General features: G+C 68.0%; 28 protein-coding genes and 1 tRNA gene. 17 read left to right on the forward strand and 12 right to left on the reverse strand.

Annotated features, from left to right (window positions below; genetic code table 11):
- The first annotated feature begins 86 nt into the window (after positions 1 to 86).
- A complete protein-coding gene (rplQ, locus tag NHN26_RS11290; protein ID WP_253089575.1) occupies positions 87 to 506 on the forward strand; it encodes a 50S ribosomal protein L17 in 420 nt (139 codons plus the stop codon).
- A gap of 106 nt (positions 507 to 612) precedes the next feature.
- Here rplQ and NHN26_RS11295 read toward each other — a convergent pair whose 3' ends face one another.
- On the reverse strand, positions 613 to 798 hold the full coding sequence (locus tag NHN26_RS11295; RefSeq protein ID WP_253089576.1) for a hypothetical protein: 186 nt from the start codon (positions 796 to 798) through the stop codon (positions 613 to 615).
- Between the two features lie 88 nt (positions 799 to 886).
- Between NHN26_RS11295 and NHN26_RS11300 the strand changes: the two genes are divergently transcribed.
- From NHN26_RS11300 to NHN26_RS11345, 10 genes are all read left to right on the forward strand, one after another.
- Positions 887 to 1498, forward strand: coding sequence for an autoinducer binding domain-containing protein (locus tag NHN26_RS11300; RefSeq protein WP_132696095.1), 612 nt, complete (start codon positions 887 to 889; stop codon positions 1496 to 1498).
- Positions 1499 to 1555: 57 nt separating this feature from the next.
- Entirely contained in the window at positions 1556 to 2146 is a 591-nt protein-coding gene (locus NHN26_RS11305; RefSeq protein ID WP_253089577.1) for an acyl-homoserine-lactone synthase, read from the forward strand.
- Positions 2147 to 2248: 102 nt separating this feature from the next.
- Positions 2249 to 3634 carry a Do family serine endopeptidase gene (locus tag NHN26_RS11310; RefSeq protein WP_253089578.1) on the forward strand — a complete coding sequence of 462 codons (1386 nt, stop codon included), beginning with the start codon at positions 2249 to 2251 and terminating at the stop codon, positions 3632 to 3634.
- A gap of 23 nt (positions 3635 to 3657) precedes the next feature.
- Positions 3658 to 4977 (forward strand): replication-associated recombination protein A, encoded by a 1320-nt coding sequence (locus NHN26_RS11315; protein WP_253089579.1) that lies wholly within the window; start codon positions 3658 to 3660, stop codon positions 4975 to 4977.
- A 147-nt stretch (positions 4978 to 5124) separates the two neighbouring features.
- On the forward strand, positions 5125 to 5508 hold the full coding sequence (gene crcB, locus NHN26_RS11320) for a fluoride efflux transporter CrcB (protein ID WP_253089580.1): 384 nt from the start codon (positions 5125 to 5127) through the stop codon (positions 5506 to 5508).
- Positions 5505 to 6542, forward strand: coding sequence for an RluA family pseudouridine synthase (locus tag NHN26_RS11325; protein WP_253089581.1), 1038 nt, complete (start codon positions 5505 to 5507; stop codon positions 6540 to 6542). The genes crcB and NHN26_RS11325 overlap by 4 nt, the downstream gene beginning before the upstream one ends.
- A complete protein-coding gene (locus tag NHN26_RS11330; RefSeq protein WP_253089582.1) occupies positions 6539 to 7204 on the forward strand; it encodes an HAD-IA family hydrolase in 666 nt (221 codons plus the stop codon). Before NHN26_RS11325 ends, NHN26_RS11330 begins: the two co-directional genes overlap by 4 nt.
- Entirely contained in the window at positions 7201 to 7920 is a 720-nt protein-coding gene (locus NHN26_RS11335; protein WP_253089583.1) for an ATP12 family chaperone protein, read from the forward strand. The genes NHN26_RS11330 and NHN26_RS11335 overlap by 4 nt, the downstream gene beginning before the upstream one ends.
- Before the next feature lie 225 nt (positions 7921 to 8145).
- A complete protein-coding gene (locus NHN26_RS11340) occupies positions 8146 to 9168 on the forward strand; it encodes an amino acid ABC transporter substrate-binding protein (RefSeq protein WP_253089584.1) in 1023 nt (340 codons plus the stop codon).
- A 249-nt stretch (positions 9169 to 9417) separates the two neighbouring features.
- Positions 9418 to 9789 (forward strand): 2Fe-2S iron-sulfur cluster-binding protein, encoded by a 372-nt coding sequence (locus NHN26_RS11345; protein WP_253089585.1) that lies wholly within the window; start codon positions 9418 to 9420, stop codon positions 9787 to 9789.
- Between the two features lie 19 nt (positions 9790 to 9808).
- On the opposite strand, the gene NHN26_RS11350 is transcribed toward NHN26_RS11345, so the two are convergent.
- Together NHN26_RS11350 and argB are read right to left on the reverse strand one after the other, a co-directional pair.
- Positions 9809 to 10315 carry a SixA phosphatase family protein gene (locus NHN26_RS11350; protein WP_253089586.1) on the reverse strand — a complete coding sequence of 169 codons (507 nt, stop codon included), beginning with the start codon at positions 10313 to 10315 and terminating at the stop codon, positions 9809 to 9811.
- Positions 10316 to 10375: 60 nt separating this feature from the next.
- Complete coding sequence (gene argB / locus NHN26_RS11355; protein WP_253089587.1) at positions 10376 to 11254, reverse strand: acetylglutamate kinase; 879 nt, start codon at positions 11252 to 11254, stop codon at positions 10376 to 10378.
- A 113-nt stretch (positions 11255 to 11367) separates the two neighbouring features.
- On the opposite strand from argB, the gene NHN26_RS11360 reads away from it, so the two are divergent.
- Complete coding sequence (locus NHN26_RS11360) at positions 11368 to 12099, forward strand: SDR family NAD(P)-dependent oxidoreductase (RefSeq protein ID WP_253089588.1); 732 nt, start codon at positions 11368 to 11370, stop codon at positions 12097 to 12099.
- Between the two features lie 11 nt (positions 12100 to 12110).
- On the opposite strand, the gene yihA is transcribed toward NHN26_RS11360, so the two are convergent.
- From yihA to ttcA, 5 genes are all read right to left on the reverse strand, one after another.
- Entirely contained in the window at positions 12111 to 12764 is a 654-nt protein-coding gene (gene yihA, locus NHN26_RS11365) for a ribosome biogenesis GTP-binding protein YihA/YsxC (protein WP_253089589.1), read from the reverse strand.
- Positions 12761 to 13399: a CatB-related O-acetyltransferase gene (locus NHN26_RS11370; RefSeq protein WP_253089590.1), complete on the reverse strand. Its 639-nt coding sequence runs from the start codon at positions 13397 to 13399 to the stop codon at positions 12761 to 12763. Before NHN26_RS11370 ends, yihA begins: the two co-directional genes overlap by 4 nt.
- On the reverse strand, positions 13399 to 14145 hold the full coding sequence (locus NHN26_RS11375) for an MOSC domain-containing protein (RefSeq protein WP_253089591.1): 747 nt from the start codon (positions 14143 to 14145) through the stop codon (positions 13399 to 13401). Before NHN26_RS11375 ends, NHN26_RS11370 begins: the two co-directional genes overlap by 1 nt.
- The gene (gene yidC / locus NHN26_RS11380; RefSeq protein ID WP_253089592.1) at positions 14142 to 16016 is read right to left on the reverse strand and encodes a membrane protein insertase YidC; all 1875 of its coding nucleotides are present in this window, start codon (positions 16014 to 16016) and stop codon (positions 14142 to 14144) included. The genes NHN26_RS11375 and yidC overlap by 4 nt, the downstream gene beginning before the upstream one ends.
- A 196-nt stretch (positions 16017 to 16212) precedes the next feature.
- Positions 16213 to 17073 (reverse strand): tRNA 2-thiocytidine(32) synthetase TtcA, encoded by an 861-nt coding sequence (gene ttcA, locus NHN26_RS11385; protein WP_253089593.1) that lies wholly within the window; start codon positions 17071 to 17073, stop codon positions 16213 to 16215.
- A gap of 125 nt (positions 17074 to 17198) precedes the next feature.
- Between ttcA and NHN26_RS11390 the strand changes: the two genes are divergently transcribed.
- On the forward strand, positions 17199 to 18146 hold the full coding sequence (locus tag NHN26_RS11390) for an alpha/beta hydrolase (protein ID WP_253089594.1): 948 nt from the start codon (positions 17199 to 17201) through the stop codon (positions 18144 to 18146).
- Positions 18147 to 18149: 3 nt separating this feature from the next.
- Here NHN26_RS11390 and yidD read toward each other — a convergent pair whose 3' ends face one another.
- Genes yidD through rpmH form a run of 3 tightly spaced genes read right to left on the reverse strand, consistent with a single transcriptional unit; the run spans position 18150 to position 18969 of the window.
- On the reverse strand, positions 18150 to 18395 hold the full coding sequence (yidD, locus tag NHN26_RS11395) for a membrane protein insertion efficiency factor YidD (RefSeq protein ID WP_253089595.1): 246 nt from the start codon (positions 18393 to 18395) through the stop codon (positions 18150 to 18152).
- Entirely contained in the window at positions 18392 to 18808 is a 417-nt protein-coding gene (gene rnpA, locus NHN26_RS11400; protein WP_253089596.1) for a ribonuclease P protein component, read from the reverse strand. The genes yidD and rnpA overlap by 4 nt, the downstream gene beginning before the upstream one ends.
- Positions 18809 to 18834: 26 nt before the next feature.
- On the reverse strand, positions 18835 to 18969 hold the full coding sequence (rpmH, locus tag NHN26_RS11405; RefSeq protein WP_132462430.1) for a 50S ribosomal protein L34: 135 nt from the start codon (positions 18967 to 18969) through the stop codon (positions 18835 to 18837).
- A 292-nt stretch (positions 18970 to 19261) separates the two neighbouring features.
- Here rpmH and NHN26_RS11410 point away from each other — a divergent pair, with 292 nt between their 5' ends.
- The 4 genes from NHN26_RS11410 to NHN26_RS11425 all read left to right on the forward strand — a co-directional run bounded on the left by NHN26_RS11410 (position 19262) and on the right by NHN26_RS11425 (position 22987).
- Positions 19262 to 19987, forward strand: coding sequence for a TVP38/TMEM64 family protein (locus NHN26_RS11410; RefSeq protein ID WP_253089597.1), 726 nt, complete (start codon positions 19262 to 19264; stop codon positions 19985 to 19987).
- Position 19988: 1 nt separating this feature from the next.
- Positions 19989 to 21401: a dihydrolipoyl dehydrogenase family protein gene (locus NHN26_RS11415; protein ID WP_253089598.1), complete on the forward strand. Its 1413-nt coding sequence runs from the start codon at positions 19989 to 19991 to the stop codon at positions 21399 to 21401.
- Between the two features lie 24 nt (positions 21402 to 21425).
- A complete protein-coding gene (locus tag NHN26_RS11420) occupies positions 21426 to 22841 on the forward strand; it encodes a sensor histidine kinase (protein WP_253089599.1) in 1416 nt (471 codons plus the stop codon).
- 69 nt (positions 22842 to 22910) lie between these two features.
- Positions 22911 to 22987 (forward strand) — tRNA-Arg (locus NHN26_RS11425).
- 345 nt (positions 22988 to 23332) lie between these two features.
- On the opposite strand, the gene NHN26_RS11430 is transcribed toward NHN26_RS11425, so the two are convergent.
- Entirely contained in the window at positions 23333 to 23710 is a 378-nt protein-coding gene (locus NHN26_RS11430; RefSeq protein WP_253089600.1) for a tyrosine-type recombinase/integrase, read from the reverse strand.
- Positions 23711 to 23855 lie beyond the last annotated feature (145 nt).

Raw genomic sequence — 23855 nt, forward strand, 5'->3', positions numbered from 1 at the left:
AACCCGCCCCAAGGAGAGCGGCCCGCACGCATGGGCTGCCGGACAAAGCAAAACCGCCCCAACGAGGGCAAGACCGGAGAAGAGAAATGCGTCACGCCCGCGGCTATCGCCGCCTGAACCGCACCCATGAGCACCGCAAGGCGATGTTCGCCAACATGGCCGGCTCGCTCATCGAACATGAACAGATCAAGACCACGCTGCCCAAGGCCAAGGAACTCAAGCGCATCGCCGACAAGCTGGTGACGCTGGGCAAGCGCGGCGACCTGCATGCCCGCCGCCAGGCCGCGGCGCAGCTCAAGCAGGACGCCCATGTGGCCAAGCTGTTCGAGGTTCTGGGTCCGCGCTATGCCGAACGCCAGGGCGGCTATGTCCGCGTGCTGAAGGCGGGCTTCCGCTATGGCGACATGGCGCCGATGGCCATCGTCGAGCTGGTGGACCGCGATCCCGACGCCAAGGGTGCGGCCGACCGCGCCCGGCTCGAGGCCGAGGCCGACGCCGAGGAATAAGGCACGCCCGGACCGCCCGGACCGATGCCCGCGCAAAAGGAAAAGGCCCCGCCGGATGGCGGGGCCTTGTTCAATCGGCCGCAGGCTCAATTCCCGGGCGCGATGTTCAGGCCATGACCTCGGCTCCCGCCCTCGCCCGGCTGTCCTCCACGAGTCGGTCCATCTCGCGCAGCATCCGCTCAAGCTGGATATCGGCGACGGGCGTCGCGCCCAGGAATTCCAGCAGGTCCGTCCGGATGCCCGCGGGCAGCCGCATCAACTGGTTGAAATGGTTCGGGTGGATTGAATGCACCGTCTACTCCCCTTAACTATGCAATGCGCGCGCTCCTCGTGCAACAATTTACGGTTGACTGCAAAACCTTCAACTTGTCTAAAAAGTCATGTTCGAAAAGGCCGTGTTTGACAGGGAACTCAGGGTTCTCGACTCGTTGGCTCCCCAAGGGTACAACATCGGGCTCCACATACGCTTTACCTCCCCCCTGATGACCTTCCAGAGCTACGACCCGGAGTGGCTGGCCCACTACACCGAACGTGGATATGTCCTGCGCGACCCGATGGTCGCCTGGGGCTTCTCAACCACCGGCGCGACACGGTGGAGCAATCAGAACATCCCCGATCCGTTCGGCATTCTCGAGGATGCCGCGCGTTTCGGCTTGAGGTACGGCGTGACGATCTCCTGGGGGCCGATCGCCTCCAGGACCATTGCGAGTGTGGCACGAGCAGATCGGGAATTCGAGGATGCCGAGATCGACAAGATCGAGGCCCTCGTGCGTCGGTTGCACGACATGACCGAGCCGCCGCAAGAGCTGACAAAGGCTCAGATCGAGGCGCTGAAATGCATCGCGGACGGCGACCGCCATGCGGCCGCTGCCAGCAAGCTGGGGATATCGGAAAGTGCGCTCAAGGCCCGTCTCGCCTCTGCCCGCGAGCGGCTGATGGCGCGCACCACAGCCGAAGCGATTCAGCGCGCCAAGGATTACAGGCTGCTCTGACGGCCGTCGCCCTCCGCAAGGTTACAGACCACACCACCAACCCTGCAGGAGGCTCTTATGCAGACCACGACCCTTTCCTTCGAAAACCTTCACAACCATGGCGAGCTTTTCGCAAACATGCTTCGCGCGCGTCGCGAGCTTTTCATCGAGCGCAACAAATGGGACCTCCCCGAGGCGCTGGGGATGGAATATGACCAGTACGACACCCCCGCCAGCCGCTGGGTCGTCGTCCATGACGAGCTGGGCCAGGTGCTCGCGGGCAACCGCCTGACACCGACCACCGCGCGCTGCGGCATCTACACCTACATGATCCGCGACGCGCAGAAGGGGCTTCTGGACACCATCCCCTCGCACCTGCTGCATGACGAGGCCCCCGTGGCCGAAACCGTGTGGGAAAGCTCGCGGCTCTTCGTGTCGCAGCGCGTGCCGCTGGTCCAGCGCCGCCCGATCTACTTCAACCTCGTGCAGGAACTGGCCAAGGCCGCCCGCAGCCTGGGCGCCAGCCAGTGCCTGACGCTGCTGAACGCCAACTGGACCCTGTGGTACAAGCGTGTCGGCATCGACATGACCGCCATGGGCCCGGTGATGGAGATCGACGGCATCAAGAACCAGGTGGTCTCGATGAACTTCGCGTCCAACCTGCACTGAGGCTGCCCGAACCCCCCGCCTGGGTGGGCGGGGGGTGCCGGGGCGTTGACCTCCGGCCCGGGCGCACGCATATCCTGAATGATCGCAACCGCGAATTCCGCCATGACGCGCCTCCTTGTCCTGCTCTGCCTTGCCCTCGCCGCACAGCCGCTGGCCGCCGAGGACCGCCGCCCGCCCGCCAGCGCGGCCGAAATCAGCCTCAGCTTCGCCCCCGTGGTGCGCCAGACCGCGCCCGCCGTGGTCAATATCTACGCCCGCCGCGTGGTCGCCGACCGCGTCACCCCCTTCGCGGGCGATCCGTTCTTCTCGCAGCTCTTCCGCGATTTCGGCCGGGTCCAGCCCCGCGTGCAGAACGCGCTGGGCTCGGGCGTGATCGTGTCCGCCGACGGTCTGGTGGTGTCGAACTACCATGTCGTCGGCCAGGCCACCGAGATCCGCGTGGTGCTGACCGACCGGCGCGAATACGACGCCGAGGTGCTGCTCTCGGACGAGGACTCCGACCTCGCCATCCTGCGCCTCCAGGGCGCGCGCGACCTGCCCGCGCTCCCGTTCCGCGATTCCGACACGGTCGAGGTCGGCGAGCTCGTGCTCGCCATCGGCAACCCGTTCGGCGTCGGCCAGACCGTCAGCCAGGGCATCGTCTCGGGACTGGCGCGCTCGGGCCTGTCGATCGGCGGCGGGCGGGGCTATTTCATCCAGACCGATGCCGCGATCAACCCGGGCAATTCGGGCGGCGCGCTGGTCGACATGGCGGGCCGCCTCGTGGGCATCAACACCGCGATCCTCTCGCGCTCGGGCGGCTCGAACGGCATCGGCTTCGCGATCCCCGCCAATCTGGTGACGCGCTTCGTCGACCAGGCCCGCGCGGGCCGCGACCGGTTCCAGCGCCCCTGGGCGGGCGTCTCGGGCCAGCCGGTCGACGCCGCGCTGGCCGAGGGTTTCGGCCTCGATCTGCCGCAGGGCGTCGTGCTCAGCGACCTGCACCCCGACAGCCCCTTCGGCAAGGCGGGGCTCAAGGTGGGCGATGTCGTGCTGGAACTGGGCGGCGCCCCGGTGAACACGCCACAGGAAATGCTCTTCCGCCTCTCGGCCGAGGGCGTGGGCGGCGAGATCGCCGTCACCTACCTGCGCCAGGGCCGCGAACGGACCGCCCGCGTCGCCCTGATCGCGGCCCCCGAAACCCCGCCCCGCGCCCCGCTCACCGTCACCGGGCGCAGCGTGCTGGCGGGGCTGTCGGTCGTCAATCTCAACCCCGCCGTCGCGCAGGAGACCGGCCTGCCCGCCGAGGCGCAGGGCGTTCTGGTCACCGATCCGGGCGAACTGGGCGCCCGGATCGGCCTGCGCCCGGGCGATATCCTGCTGCTGATGAACGACCGCCCGATCCGCAGCACCGCCGACGTGGCCGAGGCCGCCCACGCGGGCGGGCGCAACTGGCATGTCGAATATCTGCGGGGCGACCGGCGCGGCGTGTTGCGCTTCCGTGTCTGACCGCCTTGCCCTAGGCTTGGCCGATGGCTGACCTGTTCGACCGCATCGACCCCGCCCCCCCGCACAAGCCAGGCCCCCGCCCGCTGGCCGACCGGCTGCGCCCGAAACGGCTGGCCGAGGTGATCGGGCAGGACCATGTCCTGGGCCCCGAGGGGCCGCTGGGCGTGATGCTGGCCTCGGGCACGCTGTCCTCGCTGATCCTCTGGGGGCCGCCGGGCGTGGGCAAGACCACCATCGCGCGGCTGCTGGCCGACGAGACCGACCTTTCCTTCGTCCAGATCAGCGCGATCTTCACCGGGGTCGCGGATCTGAAGAAGGTGTTCGAGGCGGCGAAACTGCGCCACGCGAACGGCCAGGGGACGCTGCTGTTCGTGGACGAGATCCACCGCTTCAACAAGGCCCAGCAGGACGGGTTCCTGCCGCATATGGAGGATGGCACGATCCTGCTTGTGGGCGCGACCACGGAAAATCCCAGCTTCGAACTGAACGCGGCACTCCTGAGCCGGGCGCAGGTGCTGGTGCTGGAAAGGCTGGATCTGGCGCATCTGGAACTGCTGGCGCAACGCGCCGAACAGGAACTTGGCCACGCCCTGCCGCTGACCGGGCCCGCGCGCGAGCAATTGCTGGAAATGGCCGATGGCGATGGCCGCGCGCTTCTGAACCTGATCGAGCAGATCGCGGCCTGGAAAGTCGAGGGCGCGCTGTCGCCCGAGGCGCTGGCCCGGCGGCTGCAGAAACGCGCCGCGCAATACGACAAGTCGGGGGACGCGCATTACAACCTGATCTCGGCCCTGCACAAGTCGGTGCGCGGCTCGGACCCCGATGCCGCGCTCTACTGGCTGGCGCGGATGCTGGAGGGCGGCGAGGATCCGCGTTTCCTGGCCCGGCGCATCACCCGGATGGCGATCGAGGATATCGGGTTGGCCGACCCGCAGGCGCAGACGCTGTGCCTGGATGCGTGGTCCGTCTATGAACGGCTGGGCAGCCCCGAGGGCGAACTGGCGCTTGCGCAGGCGGTGATCTATCTGGCGCTCGCGCCGAAATCGAACGCGGGCTATGCCGCCTACAGGAACGCGCGGGCGGCGGCGAAACGCACCGGGTCCGAACCGCCGCCGAAACATATCCTGAACGCACCGACGAAGCTGATGAAGGACGAGGGTTACGGCGCGGGCTACGAATACGACCATGACGCGCGGGACGCCTTTTCGGGGCAGGACTATTTCCCCGAGGCGATGACCCGCGGCGTCTATTACAGCCCCGTGGAGCGGGGTTTCGAGCGCGAGCTGAAGCGCCGCCTCGACCATTTCACGAGGCTGCGTGCCCAGCGGCGGGGCGAGGGCTAGCGCCGCGAGGGGTTTCGCCCCGGCTGTCGCCGGGGCGACCCGGCGGGGGGGCGCTGCCCCCCCGGACCCCCCCGGGATATTTGAGGCCAGAAGAAGCCAGGGCCGGGGGCGGTTGACAACGCGCGCCAAGGCGCAGAAGGGAGGCCCATGACAAGCATCGGAACGATCCTTCAGGTGGCGTTGGGCGGCGCGATCGGGGCGCTGGGGCGCTACCTCACCGGGCTGGCGACGATCCGGCTGATGGGGCCGGGCTATCCCTGGGGCACGCTGACGGTGAATGTGCTGGGCTCGTTCCTGATGGGCGTGCTGGTGGTGGTGCTGGCGCGGAAGTTCGGCAATGCCTATGCGCCCTTCCTGATGACCGGGATCCTCGGCGGGTTCACCACCTTCTCGGCCTTCTCGCTGGATGCGCTGACGCTTTACGAGCGCGGGCAGGTCCATATGGCGGCGGGCTATGTCTTCGCCTCGGTCGCGCTGTCGCTGCTGGCGATTGCGGCGGGGCTGTGGGTGGCGCGGGGGCTGATGGCATGACGGGCGTGCAGACCCTGACGGTGGCGCCGGGCGAGGGCGAGCAGCGGCTGGACCGCTGGTTTCGCCGGCATTTTCCGCATGTTCCCCAGACCCGCATCGAGAAGATGTGCCGCAAGGGCGAGATCCGGGTGGATGGCGGCCGGGTGAAACCCGCCACGAGGCTGGAAGAGGGCCAGCAGGTGCGCATTCCGCCGCTGCCCGCGCCGGGCGAGGCGCCGCCGCGCGCCGCGGTCGGCGAGGCCGATGCGGCGATGATCCGGGCCTGCGTGCTTTATCGCGACGACCACATCATCGCGCTGAACAAGCCGCCGGGGCTGGCGACCCAGGGCGGTAGCGGCCAGACCCGCCATGTCGACGGGCTGGCCGAGGCCTTGCGCTTCGGGCTGGAGGACAAGCCCCGGCTGGTGCACCGGCTGGACCGCGACACCTCGGGCGTGCTGCTGCTGGCGCGCACCCGCGCGGTGGCGCATGCGCTGACGGCGGCCTTCCGCGCCCGCGAGACGCGCAAGATCTACTGGGCCGCCGTCGCGGGCGTGCCCAGCCCCGCGATGGGCACGATCCGCTTCGGGCTGGTCAAGGCGCCGGGCCACGGCGCGGGCGGCGAGGGCGAGAAGATGCGCTGCATCCATCCCGACAAGGTGGACAAGACCCCCGACGCCAAGCGCGCGGTGACCGATTACGCGGTGCTGTCCTCGCTGGCCAAGCGCGTCAGCTGGTGCGCGCTGGTGCCGGTCACGGGGCGGACCCATCAATTGCGCGCGCATATGGCCGAGATCGGCCATCCCGTGATCGGCGACGGCAAATATGGCGGCTCCGGCCAGGTCAACGAGGGCGAGGGCTGGGGCGCGCAGCTGGGCGGCGAGGTCAGCCGCAAGCTGCACCTGCATGCCCGCCACCTGCGCCTGACCCATCCGGTCACCGGCAAGGTGCTGACCATCACCGCGCCCCTGCCCGAGCACATGAAGCGCACCTGGGACATGCTGGGCTGGGCCGAAAGCGACGTGCCCGCCGACCCGTTCGAGGATCTCGCGTGAGCGGGCTGCGGCTGGTGATCTTCGACGTGGACGGCACGCTGGTCGACAGCCAGGCGCATATCGCCGCCGCCATGACCGCCGCCTTCGCCGCCGAGGGGCTGGCTCCGCCGCCGCTGCCCGCGATGCTGTCGGTGGTCGGGCTCTCGCTGCCCGTGGCGCTGGCCCGTCTTGCCCCCGACCTGCCCGAGGAGGGCCGCGCGCGGATGGTGGAGCGGTATCGCGGCCAGTATTTCACCCGGCGCACCGAGACCGCCTCGCCGCTTTATCCCGGCGCACGCGCCGCGATCGAGGCGCTGGCCGCGCAGGACAACACGCTTCTGGGCATCGCCACCGGCAAGTCGGGCCGCGGGCTCGACGCGATCCTCGCCGCGCATGGGCTGGCCCGCCATTTCGTGACCCGCCAGCATGCCGACCTGCACCCGTCCAAGCCGCATCCCGCCATGGTGCTGGCCGCGCTTGACGAAACCGGGGTGGCGCCGGAAAACGCGGTGATGATCGGCGATACCGAATTCGACATCGCGATGGGGCGCGCGGCTTGCGTGCGCACGCTGGGCGTTCGCTGGGGCTATCACCCGGCGGACCGGCTGGCCGCCGCGGATGCGCTGATCGAGGATTTCGCCGCGCTGCCGGGCGCGCTCGACCGGCTCTGGGGGCGGGCATGACCGCCTGGGCACCGAAACGCTTCTGGGCAGAGGCCAGCGTGGACGAGACCGAGGCGGGCTTTGCCGTGCTGCTCGACGGCCGCCCGGTCCGCACCCCGGCCAAGGCCGCCTTCCTGCTGCCCACCCGCGCCATGGCCGAGGCCGCCGCCGCCGAATGGGACGCGCAGGAGCGCGAACTGCGCCCGCTGACCATGCCCGTCACCCGCGCCGCCAATGCCGCCATCGACCGGGTCCGCCCCCAGCAGGCCGAGGTCGCTTGCCTGATCGCGGCCTATGGCGAAAGCGACCTGATCTGCCACCGCGCCGACAGCCCCGCCGAACTGGTCGCCCGCCAGGCGGCGTCCTGGGACCCGCTGCTCGACTGGGCGCGCGACAGCCTCCGCGCCCCGCTGATCCCGACCGCGGGCCTCCTGCCCTGTGCCCAGCCCGCCGACAGCCTTGCCCGTCTGGCGGCCCGGGTGGCGGCACAGGATGCCTTTGCGCTGACCGCGCTGCATGACCTGGTGGCGCTGTCGGGCTCTCTGGTGATCGGGCTGGCCGCGCTCGACCGGGCGGTGGCGCCGATCGAACGGCTCTGGGATCTCTCGCGCATCGACGAGACCTGGCAACAGGATCAATGGGGCATCGACGACGAGGCCGCCGAGGTCGCGGCCGCCCGGCGGCGCGACTTCCTTCAGGCCCGCCGCTTCCTCGATCTCGCGCGCCCGATGCCGTGATCCTGCCGGGCTGGCGGCAGGTGCCGGGTCTGCGCACATGCGCAGGACCGGCCGGGGGAAAGACAGGCGGGGGAAGATGCGGGCCTGTGCGGCCTTGACCTCGCCCGGTTAATTTGCCCAATCTTGCACCGCCGATGGGGGTGCGTTATCCGGGCGGGCCATTGCCCGGGCAAGGCGGGCAGAACTGGCCGTCCGAGGGGCGGAAAAACTCGGGAAGAGGTGCAAATGATACGATCCCTCCTGCTCGGCGTGTTCGCCGCCGCCAGCCTCGGGGCGGGATCCGTTCCCGCCGAAACGCTGGAGGCGGTCAGGGAGCGGGGCAAGGTCAGCTGCGGCATCAACTCCCGGCTCGTAGGCTTCTCGGCCCCCGATTCAAGTGACAACTGGCAGGGGTTCGACGTGGCGATCTGCCGCGCCGTGGCCGCGGCCGTGCTGTCCGATGCCGCGGCGGTGGAGTTCCATGTCGCCGGCACCGATGCGGAAGGCATGGACCTGCTGACGGACGGCAAGATCGACATCCTGTCGCGCAACATCGCCTGGACCTTCGGGCGCGATGTCGGCCAGGACGTCACCTTCGTCGGCGTCAGCTATTACGACGGCCAGGGGGTCATGGTGCCGAAATCCCTCGGGATCGCCTCGGCCCGCGAACTCGACGAGGCGACGGTCTGCATTCCCGGCGGCGCGGGCAGCCAGGCGAATATGGCGCGGCTGTTCGCCGCGAACAATACCGGCTTCCAGCCGGTGCCGGTGGACAGCGACGAGACCGCGGTTCAGAAATACCTCGCGGGCGAATGCGAGGCCTACACCAACGACGCCTCCGCGCTGGCCGCCACCCGCGCCACCTTCGAGGATCCGGCCGCGCATGTGATCCTGCCCGAGCTTGTCTCCAAGGAACCGCTGGGGCCCGTCGTGCGCCATGGCGACGATGACTGGGCCGATATCGTGCGCTGGACGCTGAACGCGCTGATCGCCGCCGAGGAATACGGCGTGACCTCGGCCAATATCGACGAGCTGGCCGCCAACCCGACCTCGACCCCCGAGATCAACCGCCTGCTCGGCACCGAGGGCGATCTGGGCGCGATGCTTGGCCTGCAAGCGGACTGGGCCGTCAGGGCGATCAAGGCCGGCGGCAATTACGGCGAGCTGTTCGAGAAATATATCGGACAGAAGACCCCGGTCGGTCTGGCGCGCGGGCTGAACGCGCAATGGACCAATGGCGGGCTTCTTTACGCCCTGCCCTTCCGCTAGGCCCGGCCGCTGGGGGGCGTCCCCCCCTTCCCCCGATCCCCCCACCGACAGCCCGCGTCGGGGATGTCGGCTTTGCGACCAGAACCCGACAGAAAGTCCGATGAAAGTCCGATGAAAATCCGACGGTTTTCCGATTTCGGGGATCCGCCGCCTTGGCACGCTTGCTGCTAGCTCTCCGGCGGGGACGCGCAAGCGATTAACCCCGAGATTCCCGCCCCTTCCGGGGCGCCAAGGACAGGAAAACGTGACATGGCCATCGTGACCTTCTCTTCGCCCCTGATGCACAAGGACAAGGCGGTCTACGCCATCGCTGGCGACACCAAGACCATCCTCGCCCTCGCCGAGGAAAACCGGATCCCGATCCCCTTCGAATGCCGCGACGGCAATTGCGGCTCCTGCCTGATCGAGGTCAGCTATGACGCGCCCGAACGGAAAAAGGCGATCATGTTGACGGACAAGGAAAAACTGACGCTCACCCAACTCGGCAAGCTGACCGCGCAAGAGATCGAGGACGCCGAGGTGCGCGACATGCCGCCCCGCTACCGGCTGGCCTGCCAGTTCATCGCGCGGGACGAGGATGTGACGATCACCTTCACCGGCAACCCCGGCGGCGCCGACTGAGGCGCACCACCCGGCCGGGTCAGGACGCGATGTCGCGCGGCGTCACGAAGTCCACCACCCGGCCGGTGCCGAAGGCGACATCGCTCCAATCCCCGGCATCGAACTCGGCCACCAGCGTCGCGCAGGTCGGATAGGTCTGAAAACGCTGGCTTTCCGGCGCCTTCCGCAACAACCGCCCGGCAAACTCCCCGATGCCGGGATTGTGCCCCAGCATCAGCACCGGCGAGGCCGCGCAATGCCTCAGAACCTCCAGCATCCGTTGGGCAGGCGCGTGATACAGCGCGGGATCGCGCCGCATCACGGTACATTCGCCCAGCGCAGGCGCCATCCGCTCCCAGGTCTCGACGGTGCGCCGCGCGGTCGAGGCGACCACCTCGGCCGGGACATGCCCGCGTTCGGCCAGCCAGTCGGCGATAAGGGGTGCTGCGTCACGGCCACGGGCGTTCAGCGGACGGTCATGGTCGTCCTGCCCCGGATCGTCCCAGCTGGATTTCGCATGGCGGACCAGGATCAGGCGCAGGGTCATCGGCGGGCCGTCTTGCTGCTCGTCGGTTGGGGGCATCCTGTCACAGCTTTCCCGGGCCGCCTAGCCCGTTTGACGCGGCGCGCGGATCAGCGATCCCGCACCATGATCGGTGAAAAGTTCCAGAAGGCAGGCATTGGGGGCTCGTCCGTCCAGGATGACCACCGCCCGCACGCCGCCCTCGATGGCGGCCAGCGCGGTTTCGGTCTTGGGAATCATGCCGCCCGCGATCACGCCTTCTTCGGTCAGCGCGCGGATATGGTCGGGCGTCAGTTCCGTCACCACCTCGCCGCCCGCATCCTTGACCCCCGCCACATCGGTCAGCAAGAGCAGCCGGTCGGCCTTGAGCGCGGCGGCGATGGCCCCCGCCGCGGTGTCGCCATTGACGTTGAAGGTCTCGCCCGCACGGCCCGCACCGATCGGCGCCACGACCGGGATCATGCCCGCCTCGAACAGGCTGTGCAGCACGCGGGGGTTCACCTCGGACGGGGTGCCGACGAACCCCAGCGCGGCGTCGGTTTGCTCGCAGAGCATCAGCCCGCCATCCTTGCCCGACAGGCCCACCGCGCGGCCGCCCTGATCGTTGATCGCCTGCACGATCCGCTTGTTCACGCGGCCCGACAGCACCATTTCCACCACCTCGACGGTGGCGGCATCGGTCACCCGCTTGCCGCGCACGAACTCGGACTGCACGCCCAGTTTCGCCAGCATCTCGTTGATCATCGGCCCGCCGCCATGCACGACCACCGGGTTCACGCCGACCTGGCGCATCAGCACAACGTCGCGCGCGAAACTTTCCATCTCGGCATCGTCGCCCATGGCATGGCCGCCGAACTTGATCACGACGATGGCGCCCGTGTAGCGCTGCAGATAGGGGAGCGCCTCGGACAGCGTCCGGGCGGTGGCGATCCAGTCGCGATTCATGGCGGTCTGTTTTCTCATCTCTCGGGTCCGGCCTCTGGGCGCATCTGTTATCCCGCCCGGGCCCGCACGCCAAGGGCGATTGTCTTTTCGTCGCGCCTGCGTAGGGTGGCCCCTCAAGGAAGGGACGCGCGATGAGCCAGAGAATCCTGCTTCTGACCGGCGCCAGCCGGGGCATCGGGCATGCCACCGTGAAACGCTTCTCGGCCGAGGGATGGCGGGTTCTGACCTGTTCGCGCCACCCGTTCGATCCGCGCTGCCCCTGGCCCGGCGGGGCCGAGAACCATGTCCAGATCGACCTGGCCGATGCCGCGGCCACCAGACGCGCGATCGAGGTGGTCCGCGGCAAGCTGCCCGAGGGCAAGCTGCACGCCCTGGTCAACAATGCCGGCATATCGCCCAAGGCCGAGGGCGGCGGGCGGATGAACACGCTTGAAACCGACCTGCGCATCTGGGGCCATGTGTTCAACGTGAACTTCTTCGCCTCGATCGTGCTGGCACGCGGGTTGCAGGATGAACTTGTCGCGGCGAAGGGTGCGGTCGTGAACGTGACCTCGATCGCGGGCAGCCGGGTGCATCCCTTTGCGGGGGCGGCCTATGCCACGTCCAAGGCGGCGCTGGCCGCGCTGACCCGCGAGATGGCGCATGATTTCGGGCCGCTGGGCGTTCGGGTGAATGCCATCGCGCCGGGCGAGGTCGATACCTCGATCCTGAGCCCCGGCACCGAGAAGATCGTCGAAACCCTGCCGCTGCGCCGCCTGGGCCAGCCCGACGAGGTGGCAAGCGTGATCCATTTCCTCTGCTCCGACGAGTCGAGCTATGTCACCGGCGCCGAGATCGAGGTGAATGCCGGGCAGCATGTCTGAGGCCGGTGGCCTCAGCCGATGCCCGCTATGATCGCGCGCAACGTTGCGATGCCGTCGCCCTTTTCCGACGAGGTCAGCACGATTTCGGGAAAGGCCGCCGGGTGGCGTGCCAGCGCGGCGCGCACCTGGTCCAGCACCTTCGCGCGGTCGGCTTCCCGGACCTTGTCGGCCTTGGTCATCACCACCTGAAAGGTCACCGCCGCCCCGTCCAGCAGGCGCAGGATTTCCTCGTCCACCGCCTTGACCCCGTGGCGCGTGTCGATCAGCACGAAGGCGCGGCGCAGCGTCTGGCGCCCGGCCAGATAGGCTTTCAGCAGCCGCTGCCATTTCTCGACCACCGCCACCGGCGCCTCGGCATAGCCATAGCCGGGCAGGTCCACCAGGTAATGCCGCTCGCCCAGCGTGAAATAGTTGATCTCCTGCGTGCGGCCCGGCGTGTTCGAGGCCCGCGCCAGCGCCTTGCGGCCCGTCAGCGCGTTGATCAGACTCGACTTGCCCACATTCGAGCGGCCCGCGAAACAGATCTCCGCCCGGTCGGCAGGCGGCAAGCCGTCCATCGCGACGACGCCCTTCAGGAACTCGACCGGCCCGGCGAACAGCTTGCGCCCGCGCTCGGCGGTTTCGGCATCGGGCTCGGGGGCCAGCGGAAAGGGCAGCGCGGTCATTGTGCAGTCTCCAGCGCGGCCAGGTTGCTGCCGCGGATGGCGTTCAGGTTGCGGTCGATCCTGTCGATGGGCCAGTCCCACCACGCGATGGCCAGAAGCCGCGCGATAGTGGCGTCGTCGAAGCGGCGCCGCACCTCGCGCGCCGGGTTCCCCGCGACCACGGCATAGGGCCGCACATCGGCGGCGACAACCGCCCCCGCGGCGATGATCGCCCCCGCGCCGATGGTCACGCCCGGCATCAGGCGCGCCTCGGTTCCGATCCAGACATCGGAACCGATCACGGTGTCGCCGCGGTTCTCGGCCTCCCATGTCGCGGGGTCGAAGCCCTGTTCCCAGCCGCCGCCAAAGATGTTGAAAGGATAGGTGGAAAAGCCCGACATCGCATGTGTGCCGCCATTCATGTGGATCTGCACGCCATGGGCAATGGCGACGAAATCGCCGATCACCAGCCGGTCGCCGACGAAATCGAAATGATGCAGCACGTTGCGGTCGAAGAAATCCCCCGTCCGATGGCGGTCGTCGTAATAGGCATAGCGGCCCACGGCGACATTGGCCCGCCCCTCGGCCAGCGGTCGCAGGAAGGTGACGGCGGGTGCCGCCGCCATCGGGTGCAGCCGGTTCGGATCGGGGGCCATCAGACCTGCTCCACCCGGTCGCCCAGCGCCACGCGGCCGCCCGTGACGACCTTTGCATAGACGCCCAGATCGGTATGGCCCCAATGGCGTTCCAGCGCGCCCAGCGTGTCGGCGTCGCGCTTGCCGGTCTCGGGGTTCACGCTGGTTGCCATGCAGCGCCCGATCCGCTCGCAGACCTCAAGCTCTGCCTCACCCAGACGCAGCCGCCGGCCGATCCAGTCGAACTCCTCCCAGGGGGCAAGCCCCTCGATCCAGAAATTCCCGCGAAACCGCCGCGGATCGAGCGGTTGGCCCACCGCGTCCGACAAGGCCCGCAGCGAGGCCAGGCCCAGGATGCTGACCGAGGGGAAATCGGTATCCGTCATCCCCCGCCCCGGCACCCGCAGGATTCGCGCCGGGGCCGCGCGGTCCGCGGGCATCAGCGGCGCCACCCAGTCGAGGAAGGCCGCTTCCTCGCGGTCGGGGGAAAATGTCAGATCGGGCCGCGCGGGGTGGCTCAGCGTCACGGTTTCCGCCGCCTCGTCCAGCCGCGCCATGATCGCCATCAGTTCCGGTGCCTTCGCCCCGCGCGAGAAATTCGCACAGGGCGCCCAGGCCGTTCCGTCCGTCCGGGCCGCCTCATGCGCCACCGCCCATTCCCTGTCCCAGGGCAGGGCGCGGCCCGCCTCCAGTCTGACCGCCTCGAGCATCTGGGCCCCGTGCCCCTTGACGGGATGGCGCCAGATCTGCGCGAGGCGGGCGATCATTTCTTGCCTGTCGCGGGCTTCTTCTGAAAGCTCGCGCGGATATTGCCGAACACGTCCGGCTTGTAGCCGTGGCTGCGCATGATCGCATATTGCTGGATGAAGGTGATCAGGTTGTTCGCGATCCAGTAGATGATCAGACCCGAGGCAAAGCCGCCCAGCATGAACATGAAGATCCAGGGCAGCCAAGCAAAGACCATGGCCTGTGTCGCATCGGTCGGCGTCGGGTTCAGCTTCTGCTGCAACCACATCGAGATGCCGAAGATGATCGGCAGGATGCCGACGAAGGCCAGGGCCATGATCGAACCGGGCACAGGCGCATCCCAGGGCAACAGCCCGAACAGGTTGAAGAGCGAGGACGGGTCAGGCGCCGAGAGGTCCTTGATCCAGCCGATCCAGGGCGCATGCCGCAACTCGATCGTGACGAAGATCACCTTGTAGAGCGAGAAGAAGATCGGGATCTGCACCAGCAGCGGCAGACAGCCCGCCGCCGGGTTCACCTTCTCCTTCTTGTAGAGCGCCATCATCTCCATCTGGAGCTTCTGGCGGTCGTCGCCCACGCGCTCCTTGATCTCCTCCATCTTCGGCTGAAGTTCCTTCATCTTCGCCATCGAGGTATAGGACTTGTAGGCGAGCGGCAGCACCGCCGCCTTGATGATGACCGTCAGCGCGATGATCGCCCAGCCCATCGCGCCGGGAATGTTCATCTGCAAGAGGCTGACATGCAGCCAGTGCAGCAGCCAGAAGATCGGCTTTGTGAAGAAGAAGAACCAGCCCCAGTCGATCGAGTCAATGAAACGATAGATGCCCAGTTCGCGCTCGTAGCGGCGGATCGTCTCCCATTCCTTGGCACCGGCGAACAGCATCGATTCCGACGTCGCGCTTTCGCCCGGGGCAAGGGTGACCAGAGGCATACGGGTTTCCACCTGGTAGATATCCGCGCCGTCGACATATTTCACGACCGAGTTGAATGGCTGGCCCGGCTGCGGGATCAGCGTCGTCATCCAGTACTTGTCGGTGAAGCCAATCCAGCCGTTCTGCTCGACCTGGACGATCTCGGCGCGCGCGGCCTCGCGGTCCATGAAGGACAGGTCGACCAGCTTCTTGTATTTCAGCTCCGACAACTCGTTGTCGGTCTGGCGCACCACGCCCTCGTGGAGGATGAAGAAACCGATCGTGTCCGGTCGGCCATGGCGGGCGACGATGCCATAAGGGGCAAGGCGCACGGTCTCGGCGGTGCTGTTCTCGACACTCTGGGTGACGGTGAACAGGTAATCCTCGTCAAGGCTGATCGTGCGGCGGAAGACCAGCCCGGCACCGTTGTCCCAGACCAGCGTCACGGGCCGGCCCACGCCCAGCGCCTGGCCGCTCTCGACCTGCCACTCGGTATTGGCGCCCGGCACCTGCTCATAGGTCAGTTGGCCCGCTGGCGCCCAGCCGTGCAGCGCGTAATAGGGCTGCGCGCTGCCCACCGGCGACAACAGCCCGACGATGTCCGAGCCCGGGTCGATGGTCTCGTTGTAATCCTTCAGCGCCAGCTCGTCGATCCGCCCGCCCAGAAGCGAGATCGAGCCGGTCAGCCGCGGCGTGTCGATCTCGAGGCGCGGAACGTCCGAGCCCGGCGCGGGCGCGGCTTCGGCGGCGGATGAGGGCAGAGCCTCGCCGGTGGTGGCGGCGGGCGGTGTCAGCGCCATGCCGGGTGCCGCGCTTTCCGCCGAGGGGTTGCCCGGGGCGGTCGCGCCGCTGTCCTGGGCCACGGGTTCGGGTTCGGGGAACCAGTCCGGCACGACCTTGGGGCCGACGGTGTACCACAGCAGGATCACCAGAAAGCTCAACGCCGTCGCGAGAAGAAGGTTCTTGCCTTGTTCGTCCATGGGAGACCGCCGCCCTGTCCTTTGGAGGTGTGGGTGGTTCAACAGATTGCACCGGGCAAGGTCAAGCTGTTTTCCCGACGCATGGTGCCTGCTTCGCCCTTGCGTGGAGCCCGGGCCGCGAGAGGCGAAAGACGGCGCGCCGGTGCTTCTTCTTGGTAGAAATACCCGGATTCCGACCTTCCGTCCGGGCGCGCCGTCAGGGCGTGGGCACATCCCCATCGGCGCCTGGCGCGGGGCGCGTCAGACCGGCGAAATCGAACAGCGCCGGGTCAAGAAGATGTGAGGGCCGCGCGTTCATCAGCGCGCGGAACATCTTCTGCCGACGGCCCGGATGGTTTCTTTCCCACTGGTCCAGCAGCGCCTTCACCTGCATCCGTTGCAACCCGTCCTGGCTGCCGCACAGGTTGCAGGGGATCACGGGGTAGTTCATCGCCCGGGCGAAACGGTCGCAATCGGCCTCGGCGACATAGGCCAGCGGGCGATAGACGAACAGGTCGCCCTCCTCGTTCACCAGCTTCGGTGGCATCGTGGCCAGCCGCGAGCCATGGAAAAGGTTCATGAAAAAGGTTTCCAGGATGTCGTCGCGGTGGTGGCCCAGCACGATGGCCGAACAGCCCTCCTCGCGCGCGATCCGGTAAAGATGACCGCGCCGCAGCCGCGAACACAGCGCACAATAGGTCCGGCCTTCGGGCACCTTGTCCATCACGATGGAATAGGTGTCGCGATGGTCGATCCGGTGCGGCACCCCCATCCGGGTCAGGAACTCGGGCAGGACGGTGGCCGGAAAGCCCGGCTGGCCCTGATCGAGATTGCAGGCCAGCAGGTCCACCGGCAACAGCCCGCGCCACTGCAACTCGTGAAGCGCGGCCAGCAGGGTAAAACTGTCCTTGCCGCCCGAGAGGCAGACCAGCCAGCGCGCGCCGCGTTCGATCATGCCGTATTGGTCGATCGCCTCGCGGGCCTGGCGCACGATCCGCTTGCGCAGCTTCCTGAACTCGGTGGTCGAGGGCGCACCGGCAAAAAGCGGGTGGATGTCGTCTTCGGCATCGTCAAGCATGGCGCGGGTTCCCAAGGGCCTTGCCGCCATATCGCAAGCGCAGGGCCGCGCGTAAAGTCCTTTGCGATTCGCGGCTTCGGGGCGAAACTTGGCGCGTCGATGCAGGCCAAGGGAGAGCAGAGGTCATGGATTACGCCTTCAGCGTGCGCAACATCCGCCGCGGCGCCTTTGGCTCGGAACCCGGGGCCAGCCATTTCCTCGCGGTGCCCCAGACCGTCGCCGCCTCCGACCCCGCGCACCGGATCACCAAGCGCGACTGGTTCGCGAGGGTTCAGGAAGAGGCGAAATCCGGCACCTTCGGGGGCCACCCGTCGGGCGATATCGTGATGTATGTGCATGGCTACAAAAACAGCCAGACCACGATGCTGGCCCGCCACCGCAAGATCCGCAAGGGGCTCGAGGCGCATGGCTTCGGGGGCGTCGTGGTCATCTTCGACTGGCCCAGCGCGGACAATGCGCTGAACTATCTCGAAGACCGGACCGATGCCAAGAAGACCGCGCTCCGCCTGGTGGACGAGGGGATTGCCTCCTTCGCGGCGCTGCAGAGGCCCGATTGCCGGATCAATGTGCATCTTCTGGCCCATTCCATGGGCTGTTACGTCGTGCGCGAGGCGTTCGACGATGCCGACGACCGGCCCGCGGTCGCCGCGCATAGCTGGTCTGTCAGCCAGGTCATGCTGGTCGGCGCCGACTTGTCGGCCGCGTCGCTGGCGGACGGCAACTCGAAAAGCTCGTCGCTCTATCGCCACTGCGTCCGGCTGACGAGCTACTTCAACCCCTTTGACAACGTGCTGTCTCTGTCGAACATCAAGCGGATCGGGGTCTCGCCGCGGGCGGGGCGGATCGGCCTGCCCGACCGGCGGCCCGAGAAGGCCGTGAACATCTATTGCGGCGATTACTTCGACCGTCACAAGGACATGCTGGGCGATCACCCGAATGTCGCGCATAGCTGGTATTTCGACGATGCCCATTTCCTTCAGGACGTGTTCCTGACCGTTCAGGGCGTGATGGACCGGCACGAATTCCCGACGCGGGAGCCTCACAGCCAAGGCAACCTTGCGCTGAAGCCCTGAACCTCAGTCGTCCTGCACCTTGTCCTTCGGTTCGGGCACCGGATCATAGCCGCAGCCGCCCCAGGGATTGCAGCGCAGGATGCGCCAGGCCGCCATGGCGCCGCCCCTGATCGCGCCGTGCTTTTCCAGCGCCTCCAGCGCATAGGCCGAGCAGGTCGGCTGAAACCGGCAGTTGAACCCGATCCAGGGGCTGAGGATCAGCCGATAGGCCCGGATCGGCAGCGCGAGCAGGCGGGCCAGCGGGGTCATCGGGCGCCCCCATGCACCTTGGCCAGCGCGCGTTTCAGGTCGGCCTGCATCGCGGCGAAATCTCGACTGGCGGTGATCTCGGGCCGGCCGATCAGGACGTAGTCCCAGCCCGCGCGGCCATGGGCGGGCAGCACCAGCCGGGCGATCTCGCGCAAGCGGCGCTTGGCGCGGTTGCGGGCGACGGCGTTGCCGACCTTCTTCGAGCAGGTGAAACCGATGCGGATCCCGTCTGCCTCGCCCTCGGCGCGTTCGCGGGCCTGAAGGGTGAAGCCGGGCATGGACTGCCGCAGGGCGCGGGCGGCACGCAGGAAATCGGCGCGCTTGCGCAGCACCTGCGGACAAGACGACGCCGCCGGAGGCGCTTGCGTGGCCCCCGGCGTTTCGCCTGCCACGTTCGCCCCCGGCGGTTTCATTGTCTCCGGACTGATCGGCGCGTGTCTTACGCGCTCAGCCGCTTGCGGCCGCGGGCACGGCGGGCGTTCAGGATCTTGCGGCCGGCCTTGGTGGCCATGCGCGCACGGAAGCCATGGCGCCGCTTGCGGACCAGGTTCGAGGGCTGGAAGGTGCGTTTCATCGCGCTTCGCTCCGTTCGCTCAGGCCCAAACCGCGTGCGGATTCGAAGGCCCCGTGTTGTTCGAAGCCCGCTCTTTAGGGGGTCGGGCCGGACAAGTCAATTCATCCCGGCACGGAATTGTTGCAACAGATGGCGGATTCATCGGCCCCGACCGGCACGACCGCGTTGCGAATCCACGCCAAAGCCTGTCCCTTTCGTCACCGCCGATCAAGGCCGCGTGAGGCCCCTGTCGGGCGGGCGGGAGATGGCGCATGTTCGCACGGCATCTGGTGAAGCGCAAAGGATCCGAAGGATGACCGATCTGACCGAGACCCCGCGGCCCGGGATCGCCCGCCGCCTGCCGCTGATCGCGATCCTGCTGGTTGCGGCGCTGGGCGCGGTCACGCTGCGCGATCATCTGTCGTTCCAGGCGCTGGCCGAGCATCGCGAGGCGCTGATCGGGTTTCGCGATGCGCATCTGGTCGCGACCGCGCTGGGCTTCTTTGCAGCCTATGTGCTGATCGTCGCCTTCTCGCTTCCGGGCGCGCTGATCGCGACGCTCACGGGGGGCTTCCTGTTCGGCGTCTTTCCGGGGGTGCTGGTCAACGTCGCCGCGGCGACGACCGGCGCCATCCTGATCTTCCTTGCGGCGCGGGCCGGGCTGGGCGAGCGGCTGGCCGCGCGACTCGATGCCTCCGAGGGGCGGGTGAAACGCCTGCGCGAGGGGCTGCGCGAGAACGAGCTGTCGGTTCTGTTCCTGATCCGCCTCGTGCCCGCCGTGCCGTTCTTCGTGGCGAACTTGTTGCCCGCGCTGGTGGGGGTGCGGCTTGATCGCTTCGCGCTGACCACCTTTTTCGGGATCATGCCCGGCGCGCTTGTCTACACCTGGGTCGGCGCGGGGTTGGGCGAGGTTCTCGCCCGCGGCGAGACCCCGAATCTCGGCCTGATCTTCGAGCCCCATATCCTCGGGCCGCTGCTTGGCCTTGCGGCGCTGGCCGCGCTGCCGATGATCGTCCGCCTGTTCCGCAAGGCACGCTGACATGGCCCGAATCCAGACGGATCTGTGCATCCTCGGCGCGGGCTCGGGCGGCTTGTCGCTGGCCGCGGGGGCGGTGCAGATGGGCGCCCGCGTCGTGCTGGTCGAGGGGCACCGGATGGGCGGGGATTGCCTGAACTATGGCTGCGTGCCCTCCAAGGCGCTGCTGGCGGCGGCGAAGCAGGCCCAGACCATGCGCAAGGGCGGCTGCGGCATCCCCGGCGTCGCGCCGCAGATCGACTACGCGGCCGCCATGGAACATGTGCAGGCCGCCATCGCCACCATAGCCCCGCATGACAGCGTCGAGCGATTCGAGGGGCTGGGCGTGCGCGTCATCCAGGCCTGGGGACGATTCCTGAACCCGCGCGAGGTCGAGGCGGGCGGGCATGTCATTCGCGCCCGCCGCTTCGTGATCGCCACCGGCTCGCGCCCGGCCATCCCGCCGATCCCGGGGCTCGACGCGGTGCCCCATCTCACCAACGAAACGTTGTTCGACCTCCGCGAGCGGCCCGGCCATCTGCTGATCCTGGGCGGCGGGCCGATCGGCATGGAAATGGCGCAGGCACATCGGCGGCTGGGTGCCGAGGTTACCGTGATCGAGGCTGACCGCGCCCTGAACCGCGAAGACCCGGAACTTGCCGCCATCGTGCTGGACCGTTTGCGCGCCGAAGGCGTCACCGTGATCGAGGGTGCCCGGGCCGACCGCGTCACCGGCCAGGCGGGCGCCATCAGCGTCGAGACCGCCCAAGGCCCGATCAGGGGCACCCACCTGCTGGTCGCCACGGGCCGCATGCCCGCGCTCGACCGGCTGAACCTTGAAGCGGCGGGCATCGAGACCACGCGCGCCGGGATCAAGGTCGGCCCCGATCTGCGCAGCACCAACCGTCGCGTCTATGCCATCGGCGATGCCGCGGGGGGGATGCAGTTCACCCATGTCGCGGGCTATCATGCGGGCGTCGTGATCCGCCCGATCCTGCTGGGCCTGCCCGCAAGGGCCGGGACCGCGCATATCGCCCGCGTCACCTATACCGACCCCGAACTTGCCCAGATCGGCCCGACCGAGCCCGAGGCCCGCGCGACCCATGGCCCCCGGCTGGAGGTGGCCCGCTTCGCCTTTTCGGGCAATGACCGCGCCATCGCCACCGGCCGGACCGAGGGGCTGATCAAGGTGATGGTGGTCCGGGGCCGCCCCATCGGCGTCTCCATCGCAGGCGAGGGGGCGGGGGATCTGATCGGCCTCTGGGCGCTGGCGCTCGCCAATGGGCTGAAGATGGCCGATATCGCGAAGATGGTTGCGCCTTATCCGACGCTGGGCGAGGTTAGCAAGCGGGCGGCAGGTGCTTACTTCTCGCCCAGATTGTTCGAGAATCCCTGGGTCAAACGGGCCGTTCGCATCACGCAGCGCCTCTTGCCCTGAGCCCCGGGGGCATGGGCGTGTGTGATGGTCCTCAATTCCCTCTCCGGCCGCTTCCTGATGCTGACGGTCCTCTTCGTCATGCTGGCCGAAGTGTTGATCTTCCTGCCCTCCATCGCGCGCTTCCGCGAGGATTACCTGCTGTCGCGGCTGGAACGGGCGCAGATCGCCTCGCTCGCGCTTCTGGTCACCGACGAGATGATCGCCGAGGATGTCGAGGCCGAGTTGCTGGCCAATGCGGGCGTCTACAACGTCGCGCTCCGGCGCGATCAGGCGCGCGAGCTTGTGCTCTCCTCGCCGATCCCCGAGCCGGTCCATCGCAGCTATGACCTGCGCGATCCGGGGGCGGCCGAACTGATCGTGGACGCGCTGCGCCAGTTGACCGATCCCGTCCCGCGCGTGATCCGCGTGATCGGCGAGCCGGTGCGCGATGCGGGCCTGCTGATCGAGGTCACGATGGGCAGCGAATCGCTGCGAGCGGCGATGATCGATTACGGGCTGCGCATCCTGTGGCTCTCGGCAGTGATCTCGGTGGTGACCGCGCTGTTGCTGTTTCTCGCCGTCCAGCGGCTGATGGTGACCCCGATCAAGCGCGTGGTCCGCGCCATGCAGCTCTATGCCGAGGCGCCCGAGGACACCCGCCGCATCATATCGCCCACCTCCCGCGTGCGCGAACTGAACGAGGCCGAGACCGCCCTGCAATCGCTTCAGAACGATCTGACCGGCGCGCTGCGCCAGAAGGAACGGCTGGCCCAGCTTGGCGCCGCCGTCGCCAAGATCAGCCACGACCTGCGCAACATCCTGGCCACCGCCCAGCTTTTCGCCGACCGGATGGAGGCCAGCGAGGATCCGGGCGTCAAGCGTGCCGCGCCCAAGATCGTCGGCGCGATCAGCCGGGCGGTCAACCTGTGCGAGACGACGCTCGCCTTCGGCCGCGCGCAGGAACCTCCGCCCCGGCTGGAGCGGGTGCGGCTGGCCGCCATCGTCAACGACGTGGTGGATGCCGAACGGCTGGCCGCCGGCGACGAGGATATCAGCTTTGCCGAGGACGTGCCCGCGGGGCTGATGCTGCGCGCCGATCCCGAACAGTTGCACCGGGTTCTGACCAACCTGATCCGCAACGCCCGCCAGGCGATCCTCGCCAGCGGCAAGCCCGGCGAGATCGGCATCCGCGCCGAGGAGGACGATGCCGCCTGGACCATTCATGTCACCGATACCGGCCCCGGCCTGCCGCCCAAGGCGCGCGAGCATCTTTTCCAGCCTTTCCAGGGCGGCACCCGCAAGGGCGGCACGGGGCTTGGCCTGGCGATCTCGGTCGAACTGGTCCGCGGCCATGGCGGCGCGCTGGTCCTGCGCCGCTCGGATGCCACGGGCACCGAGTTCGAGATCCGGCTGCCGAAATCCGAGGCGGTACTTTTCGCGCAGGACCACAAGGTATCCTGACGCGCGGTGGCCGCGCGGGCGGTTTGCCCCTTGCAATGCCCCGACGCGGGCGTTACATGCACGTCGCACGCGCTGGTAGCTCAGTTGGATAGAGTACTTGACTACGAATCAAGGGGTCGGGGGTTCGAATCCTCCCCAGCGCGCCACTTCTCCCGGAAATCCCCTCCAATACAATGCCTTACCGGGCCCGCTGTCTAATCGGCGAGGCACCTTAGACAATGGGGCCTCCGTGGCGGGGATCGCAGTATCACCGGTGCAATCGAATCGAGGGAACAGAATTTCCTTGGGTGTAGCCATTTCGTAACGACCGGGCTGAAATTCCGGCGGTGGTCGTAGCATGGGCTCATGGCAGGCTTGCTGGTTGCGAGAGCGCGCGGAAGCCCCGCATTGAAAGAAGGCATGCAACGCCCACATTCCTTGGTGGCTGAACACGAAGACGGGCCCACCACGAGATGACGGGCCCATCGAAATATCCAGCCGTTCCTTCGCCCTCAGAGGAAGTCTCCCGTCTCCAATGCAGAGGGCTGCGGCGTGAGCAGGCGGCGCCGGTTGACCCGCCTCGTGTAACGCTCGACCTCTTTCAGAGACTCGTGCCCGCTCCATGCCGCGATCTGGTGGGTCGTCGCGCCCCGCTCTGCATGCAGTATCATCCTCGACTTCCGAAGTCCGTGCGAGTTCCGGTCGTCCGGCAGACCGGCAATAGTGGCGGCCTTCGAAAACCAGCTGGAAGCTGCCTTCGGAGACCGCGGGCGTCCATGCTGGGTCTGAATGAAGAACGGGCGACCGTCACCCATGGCCTTGAGCGCCCTGATCAAGTGGTCCCGGTCCGTCGGAACCGCGAAACGGGGCAACTCACGGTGAAGCGGCACGCTGACCTCGCTCTTTGTCTGAGGTGGTCCCCGTTTTCTGGACAGATTTGCGGCGTTGCTAAGCTTGCCTGTTGATCATGCCGCCGCCTTCAGGTCTTGGCCCTGATGGGCCTCAACCGGTGTCCTTCCGCCAAGCGCCGAATGG

This window comes from Rhodovulum tesquicola, assembly GCF_024128855.1.
GTDB lineage: Bacteria > Pseudomonadota > Alphaproteobacteria > Rhodobacterales > Rhodobacteraceae > Rhodovulum > Rhodovulum tesquicola.

Coding starts and splice junctions, on each gene's coding strand:
- rplQ (WP_253089575.1), top strand. CDS start 87: ATGCGTCACGCCCGCGGCTATCGCCGCCTGAACCGCACCCATGAGCAC.
- NHN26_RS11300 (WP_132696095.1), top strand. CDS start 887: ATGTTCGAAAAGGCCGTGTTTGACAGGGAACTCAGGGTTCTCGACTCG.
- NHN26_RS11305 (WP_253089577.1), top strand. CDS start 1,556: ATGCAGACCACGACCCTTTCCTTCGAAAACCTTCACAACCATGGCGAG.
- NHN26_RS11310 (WP_253089578.1), top strand. CDS start 2,249: ATGACGCGCCTCCTTGTCCTGCTCTGCCTTGCCCTCGCCGCACAGCCG.
- NHN26_RS11315 (WP_253089579.1), top strand. CDS start 3,658: ATGGCTGACCTGTTCGACCGCATCGACCCCGCCCCCCCGCACAAGCCA.
- crcB (WP_253089580.1), top strand. CDS start 5,125: ATGACAAGCATCGGAACGATCCTTCAGGTGGCGTTGGGCGGCGCGATC.
- NHN26_RS11325 (WP_253089581.1), top strand. CDS start 5,505: ATGACGGGCGTGCAGACCCTGACGGTGGCGCCGGGCGAGGGCGAGCAG.
- NHN26_RS11335 (WP_253089583.1), top strand. CDS start 7,201: ATGACCGCCTGGGCACCGAAACGCTTCTGGGCAGAGGCCAGCGTGGAC.
- NHN26_RS11340 (WP_253089584.1), top strand. CDS start 8,146: ATGATACGATCCCTCCTGCTCGGCGTGTTCGCCGCCGCCAGCCTCGGG.
- NHN26_RS11345 (WP_253089585.1), top strand. CDS start 9,418: ATGGCCATCGTGACCTTCTCTTCGCCCCTGATGCACAAGGACAAGGCG.
- NHN26_RS11350 (WP_253089586.1), bottom strand. CDS start 10,315: ATGACCCTGCGCCTGATCCTGGTCCGCCATGCGAAATCCAGCTGGGAC.
- argB (WP_253089587.1), bottom strand. CDS start 11,254: ATGAGAAAACAGACCGCCATGAATCGCGACTGGATCGCCACCGCCCGG.
- NHN26_RS11360 (WP_253089588.1), top strand. CDS start 11,368: ATGAGCCAGAGAATCCTGCTTCTGACCGGCGCCAGCCGGGGCATCGGG.
- yihA (WP_253089589.1), bottom strand. CDS start 12,764: ATGACCGCGCTGCCCTTTCCGCTGGCCCCCGAGCCCGATGCCGAAACC.
- NHN26_RS11370 (WP_253089590.1), bottom strand. CDS start 13,399: ATGGCCCCCGATCCGAACCGGCTGCACCCGATGGCGGCGGCACCCGCC.
- NHN26_RS11375 (WP_253089591.1), bottom strand. CDS start 14,145: ATGATCGCCCGCCTCGCGCAGATCTGGCGCCATCCCGTCAAGGGGCAC.
- yidC (WP_253089592.1), bottom strand. CDS start 16,016: ATGGACGAACAAGGCAAGAACCTTCTTCTCGCGACGGCGTTGAGCTTT.
- ttcA (WP_253089593.1), bottom strand. CDS start 17,073: ATGCTTGACGATGCCGAAGACGACATCCACCCGCTTTTTGCCGGTGCG.
- NHN26_RS11390 (WP_253089594.1), top strand. CDS start 17,199: ATGGATTACGCCTTCAGCGTGCGCAACATCCGCCGCGGCGCCTTTGGC.
- yidD (WP_253089595.1), bottom strand. CDS start 18,395: ATGACCCCGCTGGCCCGCCTGCTCGCGCTGCCGATCCGGGCCTATCGG.
- rnpA (WP_253089596.1), bottom strand. CDS start 18,808: ATGAAACCGCCGGGGGCGAACGTGGCAGGCGAAACGCCGGGGGCCACG.
- rpmH (WP_132462430.1), bottom strand. CDS start 18,969: ATGAAACGCACCTTCCAGCCCTCGAACCTGGTCCGCAAGCGGCGCCAT.
- NHN26_RS11410 (WP_253089597.1), top strand. CDS start 19,262: ATGACCGATCTGACCGAGACCCCGCGGCCCGGGATCGCCCGCCGCCTG.
- NHN26_RS11415 (WP_253089598.1), top strand. CDS start 19,989: ATGGCCCGAATCCAGACGGATCTGTGCATCCTCGGCGCGGGCTCGGGC.
- NHN26_RS11420 (WP_253089599.1), top strand. CDS start 21,426: ATGGTCCTCAATTCCCTCTCCGGCCGCTTCCTGATGCTGACGGTCCTC.